Raw genomic sequence first — 12,823 nt, 5'->3', positions numbered from 1 at the left:
GTTTGAGTAAATTTTGCACAAAACTTAGGGTGACACCAAAGTTTTTCGCCAGTTTTCGTTGGGAAATATCACCGCAGGCATAAGCATCAACAATTTTCTGGCGCAAGTCGAGAGAGTAGGGTTTCATGCCGACCAGTTATCAGTACAATTGCTCTCTCCTAGTGTACTGCACTGGACTGATAACCGCTATAAGCAGCAACAGCATTAGCTGTTTGCAGATATGTTAGACTATGATCAATAGCTGTCAGCAATGCCTTTTTATCTGGTGGTTGATTGTTTTCTTGCCCATAGATAAACTCATCTATACAAGACGCATCATCCTGACAACAAGTAACTGGTAATCTCTGGATTAGTGCTGGTAACTGTGATGTTTTTAGCTTTTGAATAGATGCATCTTGATTTTGGGTATTAAAAGAAGACGCTGCTATATTCCACTTTTTCACACGACATTCTGGTGGACTGAGTTCCTGATGCGCTAGAGATTGCATACGTACCAGAAAGACTGACAGAATCACAGGTATACTGATTGCGATCGCTCCAAGTATCTTCTTCATTTGAAAAATAGAGATTAAGAAAATTATTACTCAGTCTCCAATCCCCAATCCCCCATTCCCCATTCCCCATTCCTACTATTCATTCATATTACGGTAAGTGGCGACTGCCGAAGGTGATATTCTGTTCAAGTATCGGAATATCCAATATTTGAAAATGGTATCTAAAATCACTGGAAATGTAGCAATAAATAAAAATATAAAATCCCTATTAGCTGGTAATCCCCAATGGCGTGACAAACCTTCTAGAATTACTTCCCAGCCATGAGGAGAGTGAAATCCGACGAAGACATCAGTGAACAAAATGATAATAAATGCCTTAGCGCTATCACTCAGTCCATAGACAATATGATCAAAGAAATCTTTAATCACTCCAATAGAAGATTTACTGACTAGTAAAAGCCAGATGAAAGCACCAACAGAAAAAATATCTGAAAAAACATTTTTGATAGCATTGGCGCTTTCGCCACGAAACTCCTCAGCAATCTCGCTAGCTTTCTCTTGCATTTTAGTTTCAATCTGCTCAGGAGCCAATGGAGGTGCATTGCTAATTAGATTTTGAAACTTGATTTTCTCTTCAAATCTTTGTAATTGTCCAAAGGCTTCTTCTTCCATCTCAAAATTGAGGAATACTTGCGCTTCCTCAGAGCCTCTAAAATGGTCAATAACTGGCCCAACTACAAAAATTTTGGCTAGCTGATGAGTCAAAAGTGGTACTATAATTAACAGTAAGATGAATCTAATTGATATTATTGTTCTTCTTTGAGTCTGACGAAAGTTTTGAACTACATCTTCCTCAGAATTAGGATCTAATTCAACTTGCAAACGAGTGATGGTACTTAAAATTGAACGGGGTAAAATCCCTAATGTGTCGGCTTTGCGTCGTGGTTTGTTATCAGAGTTGGGAGTTGGCTTTTTTGGTTGTAACGGTTGAGCAATAGCCGATTCAACTGGTAGAACTTGGGGTTTAGTAACTAAAGTTGAAGAAGTTATTGGCTCATCTAATATAGTGTATTTTGAGATGACTTGATCAATAAAGTTTAGCTTTTCCAAAACTAAAGAAGGATTGGGATATTCTATACCTGCTTTATTGGCTGCTTTTTGATTCTCTTCGTTTAAGAACCAACGGCTTGCTCTAAACTCTGTAAGCCTCATCCTGGAAATTTTTAATAGCTTTTTCAGATCTGACTCAAAATAATCCATCACACTATTGCTGTAGATGGCTGAGTCAACGTTTATTTTATTACCATTGAAATGCTTGCTTTCTATTTCTTTAATCTTTAATGCCGCTTGGTAAGCTTCATCTAGAGAACGCTCTGGTGTCCGTAAATACCAACGGTAAGCAGGTACTAAGAAATGGTAAACTTTTTGGCTAAAAATAGAGATTTTCATCGTAGACAATCATCCAGCATGTTTTGGTGATTCTTAACCCTAAGTTAACGCACGAGGTACACTAGCAAATCTACAAGGATAAGTTTTATGGTTTCTCATTCAGTTTGGATTGTTGGTACTAGCCGCAGTGGTAAGACTGCTCGCTTGGTAGAGCAATTTTGTATTTGGGTGCAAACAGAAAATAAATATGTTGAATCATTTTATACTAAGAAATTAGGACAAAAAAAAAGTGGTCATCTACCAAAACTTTTGGATCTTCGTCCAACAGAACCAGGAGTTTTAGTTTTAGCTGCTAATGATGACAATCGTCGAGAACTAGGAGACATAATTGTTACAAATACTCTAGGCAAATATCCGGTTCGTGCTAAAACACCGCTAGGTTTTTTTCAGGATGAAGTTATTTTATTTTGGCCGTTGCTGATTCAGTCGTTGAACCTGAAAGCACAATTTCCAGTAAGATTGCGTCCAGAAACTGAGCAAGAATTGGCGACTAAATTATGGCGTTCCCAATTAGACGAAGAAATTTTGCGCCTTGCGGGAGTGAATGAGTCTCGTTTCGTGCGTCGTATCCTAGATTTATTGCAATTAGCAGCTTACAGCGGTACACCTTGCGAAGATATTGCTCAAATTTTGCAAAAAGGCTTACAGGAGAATGCCATAAATCTAGAACCAGAGTTCTTAGCATCTTTGCTGCTAGATTGGCGCAACTGGTGTTTAGAGAGAGGATTACTCACTTATGGGATTATTACCGAACTATATAGTCAGCACTTGTTAAGCGATCGCAATTACCAAGAGCACCTAACTAAACGCTATCAGGCGGTACTAGCCGATGATGTAGATGATTATCCTGGTGTAGCACGTCAACTGTTTGAACTACTGCTAGATCAAGGTGCAGTAGGGGCATTTAGCTACAATCCCGATGGTGCAGTGCGATTAGGATTGGGAGCAGATCCCAGCTATCTAGAAGGATTAGCAGGGCGTTGTTGTATAGAAACCTTAACCGGGCCACCCCCGGAGTCTCTTGCAGATCGACTAGCAACGCCAATGGTGGAACTAATTACAGAACCAATAGTACTATTGAGCTTACCAGAGGCAGTGCAGTTAATTCAAACCACCTCCCGTGCCCAACTATTACGGCAAACAGCAGAGTTAATTGCTAATGCGATCAAATCTGGGCAAGTGGAAGCAGAACAAGTGGTGATTATTGCACCTGGTTTAGATGCCATCGCTCGTTATACCCTAGTAGAAATCCTCCTTAAGCAAAACATCCAAGTAGAATCGCTCAACGACCAGCGTCCCCTGATTAGTTCACCCGTAATCCGCGCCTTATTAACGATGCTGGCACTAGTTTATCCCGGTTTGGGACGCCTAGTAGATCGGGATGCTGTCGCCGAAATGCTCGTTGTTTTGAGTAGACGGCAAAAAGCACCAGAAAACTCCTCACTTACCTCTACAGACGCGATTAATCGCGTCTCTACTCAGTACTTAACACTCACCACTGACATTGATCCGGTACGTGCTGGGTTAATTGCCGATTACTGCTTTGTACCCCATCCTGAGCGCCCCAATTTGTTGCCAGTGTCAGTATTCGAGCGCTGGGATCGAATTGGTTATGCAGCTACCACAGCTTATAATGACATATTGCAATGGCTAGAACAGCAGCGATCGCAACAAAAACTACGTCTGATTCCTAGTCCCATTTCCCTCTTAGACAGGGCAATTCAGCACTTTTTGTGGAATGGGAGCAATCTTCCCTACAACCAACTAGCAGCACTGCGAGAATTGCTAGAAACTGCCCAACACTACTGGGAAATTGACACCCGCTTACAACAAACCAATTCAAAATTATCTCCCTCATCTCCCCATTCATCAACCACTACTATTAGCGAATTCATTCAACTACTCCGCCGTGGTACTATAACCGCCAACCCCTATCCTGTACGCCCCATTGGAGTAGTCAAAAAGGCCGTCACCTTAGCCACAATTTTCCAATACCGCTCTAGTAGACGATCTCACCGTTGGCATTTCTGGCTAGATGCTGGTTCGCCTCTATGGGCAAAAGGTGGTGCAGCTACTTTGTTCGGTGCGCCGTTTTTTCTGCAACAAAGGTTAGGTGAACCTTGGACAGCAGAAGATGAGAAATTAGCCCAAGAACAACGACTACAAAGAATTTTGGCAGATTTGCTATCTCGTGTATCTGAGAAAGTGTATTTGTGTCACAGCGATTTAGCTGTTAATGGTCAAGAGCAACTAGGGCCGCTATTACCTTTAGTGAATGCCTGTGTATCTGTTGTTTCTGAAGCAATTGTTACTTAATTAATTTTATATATAGCAATCTTAAATACATTTTGAAATGATATTTAATGCAGTCGTTAGTTACGTTTTACTGTGAATAGAAGTAAATTTCAAATATCAGAGAATTTTGGAAATTGTCAAATAATTTATCAATATCTATGTTATGGTTGTTATAGGAATCAAAAAAGTAAAAGCACAAAAAGCTTCAAAAAAACTGAAGCGAGCTTAATATGCTTCTTGTGCTCTGGTAAATCCACTTCAATTCGCTATAGTTTTTGTAGCGAAAACACAAAGCCAAATGAAGCAAGATATTAAGCTTGGTAATAACTTAAAGTTAATCAGAAATTGACTGGATATAAGCCAGCAAGAGTTGGCTAACATAACTAGCATTACCTACCAGATGCTATCACTCTTTGAGTCTGGGAAGAAAGACTCTTAGTATAGTCTGGGAAGCAGATAGAAATTCAAAACTGTAATGACTTAGTGCAAGCGAGAGCGGCCATTTATAACCGCGAACTAAGTTTTAGTAGTTGCATATTTTTGGAACGAAAACTTCAATAAAAGCAAGTGTCGTTCCATAAGATCTAGGAATTTAAGCATATTGTCAAAAGTCACCAAGATGTTTCCCAAACCTTAGTATCAGGTTTGCTGATGTAGGTATCAGCACAACATCTTGTAGCTATGGTCTTTGGGCTGGAATTTATTCCCCTACATCAATCACAATTTGATTCATTCTCAAAGAATACTTGGAATAAACTCCAGTACAGCAGCGGCTCAGTACTTGGGGATATCGGTTGGTTGTGCTTGCAATTAGAAGTTCTCAGCGACAATGATACAAGCAAAATCGAGGAAGTTGTAGCGACCATTTAGAGTGGATTGCAATATTGGTTGGTTGTGTGGTTAAAGGAAAAACTCTGCGTAAATTGGAATTCCTACTGTAACCACTCTTAAGGTCTGAGCAACCTATTGGGATTCTGTTACAACAAATCGGTAATGCTTCAGTCAAAGTTTTAAAGGCTTTGTTATCGAAAGATAATAGAGTTCCTCTCCATGAACTCCAAGCACCCGAACTTTATCCTACAGGAAACAAACTATAGCTGGCTTCCTAGGAGAAATTATCTAACTGTGCGTTTGGTGGCATTTGCAATATTCCTATGAATATGTTCTGGATTTTAACTGTTTTTGCTGTGATGCCTAGGCATCGCCTCCAGCAAGTGCTATGTGTCTACCAATATTACCAGGCGTAAACGTCTCACATCGACCTTCAGACCCACCAACAAAACAATTGTAGGAAACACCAACCATGACTGACGAAAAAATTAGACAAATAGCTTTCTACGGTAAAGGCGGTATTGGTAAGTCCACCACCTCTCAAAATACCCTTGCTGCTATGGCAGAAATGGGTCAACGCATCCTAATTGTCGGTTGCGACCCCAAAGCTGACTCTACCCGTTTGATGCTACACAGTAAAGCTCAAACCAGCGTTCTTCAATTGGCTGCTGAACGAGGCGCTGTAGAAGATATAGAACTCGAAGAAGTCATGCTTACTGGCTTTCGGGACGTACGTTGTGTGGAGTCTGGTGGCCCAGAACCCGGTGTAGGTTGCGCCGGTCGCGGTATCATCACCGCCATCAACTTCTTAGAAGAAAATGGTGCATATAAAGACGTTGACTTCGTGAGCTACGACGTGTTGGGCGACGTTGTATGTGGTGGTTTCGCTATGCCTATCCGTGAAGGTAAAGCACAAGAAATCTACATCGTTACCTCCGGTGAAATGATGGCGATGTATGCAGCTAACAACATCGCTCGCGGTGTTCTCAAATATGCTCATACTGGCGGCGTGCGCTTAGGTGGTTTGATTTGTAATAGCCGTAACGTTGACCGGGAAATCGATCTCATCGAAACCCTGGCAAAACGCCTGAACACCCAAATGATTCACTACGTACCTCGTGACAACATCGTGCAGCACGCTGAATTACGCCGCATGACAGTGAACGAGTACGCACCTGACAGCAATCAAAGTAACGAATATCGGACATTAGCCACAAAGATCATCGGCAACGACAAGCTCACCATCCCCACACCTATCGAGATGGAAGAGTTAGAAGAGTTGTTAATTGAATTCGGTATCCTCGAAAGCGAGGAAAATGCCGCAATGTTGATTGGCAAGACAGCTACTGAAGTACCAGTAGAAAGTACTACCAAGTAATCAATATTTTAGGGTGGGCTGCTACCCACCCTATCCTCATTTTTGAAGACTATGTATAAGAATAGACTTCTTGCAGAAGTAGAAGGAGCGGGAAAGGCATGGAATCCCTTTCCCGTTATCTTTTAAACCTTACCCAACATCTTGCAAATTTGATAAACTTTGAAGTTCATTATTAACAGGGCGATCCTGAATACTGCTCAAACAAAATTTAATGTGGGAGCGGATGGCTCGCTCATAAACTACAGTTTGCTCTGTGCGTATCCCTACAGCTTGATATATCAAATTAATTTCTGGAAATTCGTGCCAATACATCAAAAAAATGTCTTTGGCTGGAGTAGTTATTTCATAATTATTCTCTTTTCTTTTTTTTCTGAGCCTACAATTATTTAGTTGTAATTTTTCTCTAAATAACTTTTCAAAATCTGGGATGAAATTTGAAGTAGTTTGCATAGTTTATAGACGTTAATAACGTATTAGTTAGGCGAACACTATCTTGTGATGTTACTTAAGTATGACACTTTAGCTACCTCTCATAAGAATAGTGTATCAGTTATAGAGTATTTGAGAATTATGAGTTTATTTTCTCTGCTCATGGTTACAAAAGAGGGCTAATTCCAACTGAGTTTGTTGCAGTCTTCCACTAAGGAGCCTTTGTTGTTGACAATGGATTAAGAAAGTTGAAAATTGGTCTAGGATTATGAATTTACTAAACTGCAACTTTTTGCTATTCTTCTATCCCTGTTTAAGAGACTTCCAAAAATTAAAATGATAATCATTATAAAGCATAATCACATCTACCAAACCTTTTATCAGATATCAAAAAGTTGGTTGATGGTCAAAGTCAGATAGATCCAAGTTTTAAAAGTCAAAGGCTCTACACGCGCCTGGGTGCTGGTGAAGTGAGACATCTTAGGTAATTTATTTCTGCGCGATTCCTAATGCACGAGTGTGTCCACGTCGGAACCATCAACTAAACGGCCATCTTCCATGTAAATAATCCGATCGGCGATATCCAGAATGCGGTTGTCGTGAGTGACTAACAAAATTGTACAGCCCTGTTCCTTTGCCAAAATTTGGAGAATTTCTACTACATCTCGTCCTGATTGTTTGTCTAATGCGGCCGTTGGTTCATCTGCAAGGATCAGTTTAGGTTGTCCAACCAAAGCCCGTGCGATCGCCACGCGTTGTTTTTGTCCACCAGACAGATCGCTAGGATAGTACTGAATGCGTTGCTCTAGCCCAACTGATGTCAGAATGTGTTTGATCCGCATATCGGCTTCTTCTGCTGTAATATCGTGCATTTCTAAAGCCATTTCCACATTTTGATAGACACTCAAAAAGCCTAGTAGGTTATGTGCTTGAAAGATGTAACCTATATGGCGACGAAGCAGAGTCATCTGTTGTTTGTCAGCGTTAAGCAATTCATGTCCCAGAACTTTGAGACTCCCTTCTTGAGCGGAACGCAGACTACCCATTAATGTCAGCAATGTAGTTTTTCCAGAACCCGATGGGCCTGTCAAAATTACGATTTCACCGCGCTCAATTTGCAAATTGATATCAAATAATACCTGTTTGCGAAGAGAACCATGACCAAAGTAGTGATTAAGATTAGAAATTGAAATGGCTGATTCGGGGAAAGAATGTTCGCTTAAAACTGTCTGAAGTGAAAGTAATTCGGTCATTATCAACTCCTAAAAAATATCAGCGGGATCTGCTGTCTGTAACTTACGCACTGCTATGGCGGCAGAAAACGAACACATGATTGTTGTCAAAATGAGAACGAATACTACCCGTCCTACATTCATTGCCATTGGTAACAAGGTCGCAATATGAGTAATTTGATAAATTGTTAAAGCAATGAAGATGCCAGGAATAAAGCCTAATATTGCTAGAATGAGTGACTCTTGAAATACAACAACTAGTAAGTATTTATCGTTAAATCCCATAGCCTTGAGGGTGGCGTATTCTGGTAAATGCTCAGTGACATCGCTGTAGAGAATTTGATAAACAATGACGGCTCCAACGATAAAGGCAATGACCACTCCTAAATCAAAGGTATAGCCGACTGGTGTACTGGCATTCCAGAAAGCAACTTCAGCTTTGGCGTAATCTTCTCTGGTTAAAACTTTGACATCATTAGGTAAGCGCGATCGCAAATCTACCAGAACTTTTTGGACATCAGCACCAGGCTTGAGCTTAATTACCCCCACATCAATTAATCCTGATTGGCGGGATGTCGCCATGCGTAAGAAGTTGATATCGCTAGTTACTAAATAAGAATTTATACCAAAGGTGGGACTAAGTTGAAATAATCCCCGAACACTAATTTGCCGTTGATTTATCTCGGTGGAAATTTGCTCACCTGCTTGAAAGTTTTGTCCAATCGGCCCAAACTCATGACGGGAACCTTCATTAAAGAGAGCTGTATCCGGTGTTCTCAGTTGTTTACGGTAGGCTTGCACACCGGGTAAGTTCATTACCTGATGTTCTGGATTAATACCGATCGCAAAAATATTCCAGATTTCTTTGTTGTAAGGATTGCGCCACTGAATAAAATCGAGATAAATCGGACTTACCGATTGCACTCCATCTACTCCTAGTGACTGATATAATCGTCTTTCAGTAAAGCGATCTAGGGAAATGAGCGATCGATAGCGGCCACTCAGCATCACGATTTCGCCATTCAAACTATGGTGAAATTCTACTGCACTGCTAAACAAAGCTCCTCTAAAACCCAATTGCAGAAACATCAGCACATTGGCAAAACTAATCCCCGCGATCGCAACCATCAAGCGCGATCGCTCTTTCCGCAACTGCAACCACGATAGAAAAAGTGGTTTTTTCTTTTTCTTGGCTTTATTAGATTCAGGCTGAGGATGGATAATTGTCGTCATCATGCCCTCCTTAAGATTGGACATTAATTTCCATTTGAACGCTTAAATTCGTTAAACCAGAAACCTTGCGGCTAGATTTTGGATCTAAATGGACTTTCACTTCCACAACTCGCGCATCAAATTGCGCTGCTGGATCGGTGTTTAACACATCCTTTTTACCGACTTCTAGCCCAACTTCAAACACCTTGCCATGTAACACATCTGCAAAGGCATTATTCTTACTGGTGATCGTTGCAGATTGACCAACCCGGACTCGGCTAATATCTAGTTCATAGATTTCTGCTACTGCAACCATTTTTTGAGTCTGTCCCAGGCTAATGATGCCTTTATTACCTACCAGTTCTCCTGGGCGAGTATGAATTTTCAAAACCTGCCCATTTTGGGGCGATCGCACAACTGCCAAATCCAGTTCCGCCTTTGCTCTAGCTACCCCAGTCTCTGCTTGGGCAACTTGCGCTCGCGCCACTTCTACATCCACGGGACGCACCTCTGCAATTTGGTTTAGTGTCGCCTTCGCTTCTGTAATCTGCTTTTGCCGTGACAGAATAATCCTGCTTAAAGCAGCACGAGCTTCGTTTAAGCTATCCCTAACGGTATCCGCCTTTAATTGCTTAGTATCACGCAAGGAAGCAGAGACAGCCCCATCTATGTAGAGTTGCTGATAGCGTCGAGCTTCCAGTTCCCCATTCTCTAATTCTGCTTTCACACGAGCGATCGTCGCTTCTTGCGCTGCTGTTTCCGTTACCAACTCCGCCTGTAGCCGCTCCACTACCTGTTCCTGCGCTTGAATTTGCCCCGACTTTGCACCAGCTTCAACCTGCTTTAAAAGAGTTTGAGCAACCACAACTTGCTGTTGTGCTTCTTGCAGGGCTGCTTGACGGCGGGTATATGTATCCAGTATGGCAATTAGCTGTCCCTTACGAATAAATTGACTGTGATTCACTTTCAGGGTATCTACTCTCGCACCATCAATAGATGTAGGGGCAAAAACATTCACAACTTCACCATCTGGCTCCAATCGTCCTAGCGCCGAGACTGTCCTGATAGTAGGTTTAGTAGCCGATACTATTTGCTGAGATGGACGACTTGTAATTTTGTGATAAACAACTACAGCCACCATCAACATAACAAAGCCAGCAATGACAACGGTAATCCCACGCGGATGGCGCAACTTTATCCCTATTTCAGAAGCCACCATAATTAATCACCAATAATTGAATTAATTTTATTGTATTCAATTATTTGAATACAAAGTTATGATAGACTTAAATTGTTGATTACGTCAAGTCTTTTTTATGGCTCTCAAGCACGCGATTCTAGCTTTTCTTTCCCGCCAACCTCTGAGTGGCTATGAAGTTGCTAAAGAATTTGATGAAGGCTTTGGGAGTTGTTTTTGGAAGGCTAGCCAGCAGCAAGTCTATGTTGAGCTAGGCAAACTGGAGCAACAGGGCAATGTTACCTATGAAGCGATTCCTCAACCGGGACGGCTAGATAAGAAAATCTACTCCATAACCACACAAGGGCAGAAAGAACTAACTAACTGGTTAATGAAACCTACTGAACCAACCACAATCCGTGAAGATTTGGGTGTAATAGGACTTGCTGGACATCTTATTGATATAGAGGTGATTGTGCGCGAAATTGAACGACGGCGACAACTCCACCTCGAAAAGGCGCATCAGATACAAAAACTTGACGAACAGTTTGCCAAAAATCTAGAATCCTTGGCACCTAAGGATCTTTATATGCATCTCATTATTCGCCGTGCAATTCGCTATCAACAAGAATGGGTGGCATGGTGTGACGAAGCCCTTCAGGTAATTACTGCTCTCCCAGAGTATAAGTAAAGTCGCTATTTTCCTGTGTCACTCATGTGAAAACTCATTAGGGACTTCCAAGAAATAAATTATCTAAATAAACGTAGACGCCGAGCGGCTTGTCCCAGGCTACCACTTACCCCTACGGATAAGAAAGCTACGCGTAGTGTCAGTACCAGGGCGTCTAGCTCCGCTTTCCTCTAAGGAAGACGCTACGTGAACGCAGACAAAGAACAAATGACGGTCGTTTTAGCAGTGAATATGCAAATTGGACGCACATTAGCTTAAGGCTTGGCAGAGCTTTGGGCAACAGTTGAGTGAGCCTATTGCAAGTCCATGATTTGAGAGCCTAGCAGGTGCAACCAGCTTAGTCGTGAATTTGAAAAACTAAATTAATAATGAGCAAAATACTAATTGGCATCCTGCATGAGGATGAATTTATAATCTACCTTGAAAGATATTTTTAAAACTAACAACAGCAAATATGCTGGTATATGGAAAGCTAGTTCTGTCTGTTACTTTTTAGTAAGAATATTTTAGTCTATAAATAAGTAACATTTTATACTAAAAATGTTATGTATAGCTGTAAGTTCTTGATATTATGTAATGGCATCTTTAGTAATCAAACTAGTTTAAGAAACTGAGATTTTTATAATGAAAAATTTGGTTCCCGATCGCAAAACATCTGAGGAAGAACGCTTCCAAAATGACTATTATTCTTACTTTGAAGCGCCTGAAAATGTTACACGATATACACCAGCGGCTGGTTTTTTAGATAACGCTTTTCTTGAAAAGCCGTTCTCTTTATTGGATTTAGGATGTGGTAATGGAGCTTTAAGCAAATATCTACCTGCTCGATGTGACTATCTCGGAGTCGATCACAGTGAATTAGCTATTGAACAATGTTTACAACTTTATTCAAATAGAAAGTTTATCGCCAAAGATTTATCACTTTTCTTGTCTGAACTTGCTGGTGAAAATCAAAAATTTGATGCAGTCGTGCTAGCAGGTCTGCTATTTCATAGCGTTGATAAGGAAAACCAAGAAAAAAAAGACGATCAGGAAATTATTCAATTTTGCTTGGAGAAAATACTAAGTGATAAAGGATATCTCGTGATTATTGTGCCGTTTTGTTATGGTGATCATCCATCTCATAGTTTATTTGTTCGAGCAGAGTTGCTGCAAAATTTAGTAGAAAAAATGCTAGAAATTGCCAACGCAAAAATTGTTCACGAGAATATCGCTATACAAATCGGCTTGGAAAAGAGGGTTTTACAGCAAAAGGTGATTCCTGACTGGTTTGTTCCTGATAGCAATACTGATTATTCCAGTATATTTGTTGGAACATACATGGCAAGTTGGACATTTATTGCCTCCCTTTAAAGGATTTAAAGTTAAACTCAATAAAATCCTATTGAGTTGAATATCTATACTAAAAGTTATAAAGGTATTTATTGGCTAAATGTTGCAATTCGTTTAGTCTTGAGAACGATTTTGAGAAAATAGGTAGGCGATCGCAGCGTAACCAGATGCAGTAATTGACATACTCCCCACCATTGAATGGTGGGGATTCTAGGCTCAAACAGCAATTGCAGGCAAAGCCCGACTTACATCGCCTAACCCAATGGTTGATGCCCCAACCATTTGAATATTGAGTGCGGCGTT

The 12,823-nt window shown here is 40.8% G+C and carries 12 protein-coding genes; 5 read left to right on the top strand and 7 right to left on the bottom strand.

Features of this window, described 5'->3' with window-relative positions:
• Positions 1-158: 158 nt before the first annotated feature.
• Positions 159-554, bottom strand: a complete 396-nt coding sequence (locus IQ246_RS25150) for a hypothetical protein (protein ID WP_194006047.1) — start codon at positions 552-554, stop codon at positions 159-161.
• Between the two features lie 75 nt (positions 555-629).
• Complete coding sequence (locus IQ246_RS25145; protein WP_194006046.1) at positions 630-1,952, bottom strand: proton extrusion protein PcxA; 1,323 nt, start codon at positions 1,950-1,952, stop codon at positions 630-632.
• 78 nt (positions 1,953-2,030) lie between these two features.
• Between IQ246_RS25145 and IQ246_RS25140 the strand changes: the two genes are divergently transcribed.
• From IQ246_RS25140 to nifH, 3 genes are all read left to right on the top strand, one after another.
• Positions 2,031-4,259, top strand: a complete 2,229-nt coding sequence (locus tag IQ246_RS25140; RefSeq protein ID WP_194006045.1) for a recombinase family protein — start codon at positions 2,031-2,033, stop codon at positions 4,257-4,259.
• Positions 4,260-4,919: 660 nt separating this feature from the next.
• Entirely contained in the window at positions 4,920-5,108 is a 189-nt protein-coding gene (locus IQ246_RS25135) for a hypothetical protein (protein WP_194006044.1), read from the top strand.
• Between the two features lie 433 nt (positions 5,109-5,541).
• Positions 5,542-6,447: a nitrogenase iron protein gene (gene nifH, locus IQ246_RS25130; RefSeq protein ID WP_194006043.1), complete on the top strand. Its 906-nt coding sequence runs from the start codon at positions 5,542-5,544 to the stop codon at positions 6,445-6,447.
• A 129-nt stretch (positions 6,448-6,576) separates the two neighbouring features.
• Here the strand turns inward: nifH and IQ246_RS25125 are convergent, their stop codons facing one another.
• The 4 genes from IQ246_RS25125 to IQ246_RS25105 form a co-directional block, all read right to left on the bottom strand.
• Positions 6,577-6,897 carry a hypothetical protein gene (locus IQ246_RS25125; RefSeq protein ID WP_194006042.1) on the bottom strand — a complete coding sequence of 107 codons (321 nt, stop codon included), beginning with the start codon at positions 6,895-6,897 and terminating at the stop codon, positions 6,577-6,579.
• A gap of 485 nt (positions 6,898-7,382) precedes the next feature.
• Positions 7,383-8,129 carry a DevA family ABC transporter ATP-binding protein gene (locus IQ246_RS25115; protein ID WP_194006041.1) on the bottom strand — a complete coding sequence of 249 codons (747 nt, stop codon included), beginning with the start codon at positions 8,127-8,129 and terminating at the stop codon, positions 7,383-7,385.
• Between the two features lie 9 nt (positions 8,130-8,138).
• Positions 8,139-9,344: an ABC transporter permease DevC gene (devC, locus tag IQ246_RS25110; protein WP_370588540.1), complete on the bottom strand. Its 1,206-nt coding sequence runs from the start codon at positions 9,342-9,344 to the stop codon at positions 8,139-8,141.
• Between the two features lie 7 nt (positions 9,345-9,351).
• Entirely contained in the window at positions 9,352-10,539 is a 1,188-nt protein-coding gene (locus IQ246_RS25105; protein ID WP_208492297.1) for an ABC exporter membrane fusion protein, read from the bottom strand.
• Between the two features lie 97 nt (positions 10,540-10,636).
• On the opposite strand from IQ246_RS25105, the gene IQ246_RS25100 reads away from it, so the two are divergent.
• Both IQ246_RS25100 and IQ246_RS25095 read left to right on the top strand, forming a co-directional pair.
• Positions 10,637-11,188, top strand: coding sequence for a PadR family transcriptional regulator (locus IQ246_RS25100; RefSeq protein WP_194006040.1), 552 nt, complete (start codon positions 10,637-10,639; stop codon positions 11,186-11,188).
• Positions 11,189-11,812: 624 nt separating this feature from the next.
• Positions 11,813-12,541, top strand: coding sequence for a bifunctional 2-polyprenyl-6-hydroxyphenol methylase/3-demethylubiquinol 3-O-methyltransferase UbiG (locus tag IQ246_RS25095; RefSeq protein ID WP_194006039.1), 729 nt, complete (start codon positions 11,813-11,815; stop codon positions 12,539-12,541).
• A 49-nt stretch (positions 12,542-12,590) separates the two neighbouring features.
• Here IQ246_RS25095 and IQ246_RS29990 read toward each other — a convergent pair.
• On the bottom strand, positions 12,591-12,823 hold a 233-nt coding region (locus tag IQ246_RS29990), incomplete at its 5' end, for a hypothetical protein (protein ID WP_208492296.1).

The sequence above is a fragment of the aff. Roholtiella sp. LEGE 12411 genome, assembly GCF_015206995.1.
Classification (GTDB): Bacteria; Cyanobacteriota; Cyanobacteriia; order Cyanobacteriales; family Nostocaceae; genus Komarekiella.
Note: the sequence above shows the minus strand (reverse complement) of the source record. Positions and strands in the feature narration are given on the sequence as shown.

Excerpts from the sequence above, each read along its gene's own strand:
- IQ246_RS25105 (WP_208492297.1), bottom strand. The coding sequence starts at position 10,539 with ATGGTGGCTTCTGAAATAGGGATAAAGTTGCGCCATCCGCGTGGGATT.
- IQ246_RS25115 (WP_194006041.1), bottom strand. The coding sequence starts at position 8,129 with ATGACCGAATTACTTTCACTTCAGACAGTTTTAAGCGAACATTCTTTC.
- IQ246_RS25125 (WP_194006042.1), bottom strand. The coding sequence starts at position 6,897 with ATGCAAACTACTTCAAATTTCATCCCAGATTTTGAAAAGTTATTTAGA.
- IQ246_RS25100 (WP_194006040.1), top strand. The coding sequence starts at position 10,637 with ATGGCTCTCAAGCACGCGATTCTAGCTTTTCTTTCCCGCCAACCTCTG.
- IQ246_RS25135 (WP_194006044.1), top strand. The coding sequence starts at position 4,920 with ATGGTCTTTGGGCTGGAATTTATTCCCCTACATCAATCACAATTTGAT.
- devC (WP_370588540.1), bottom strand. The coding sequence starts at position 9,344 with ATGATGACGACAATTATCCATCCTCAGCCTGAATCTAATAAAGCCAAG.
- IQ246_RS25140 (WP_194006045.1), top strand. The coding sequence starts at position 2,031 with ATGGTTTCTCATTCAGTTTGGATTGTTGGTACTAGCCGCAGTGGTAAG.
- IQ246_RS25095 (WP_194006039.1), top strand. The coding sequence starts at position 11,813 with ATGAAAAATTTGGTTCCCGATCGCAAAACATCTGAGGAAGAACGCTTC.
- IQ246_RS25150 (WP_194006047.1), bottom strand. The coding sequence starts at position 554 with ATGAAGAAGATACTTGGAGCGATCGCAATCAGTATACCTGTGATTCTG.
- nifH (WP_194006043.1), top strand. The coding sequence starts at position 5,542 with ATGACTGACGAAAAAATTAGACAAATAGCTTTCTACGGTAAAGGCGGT.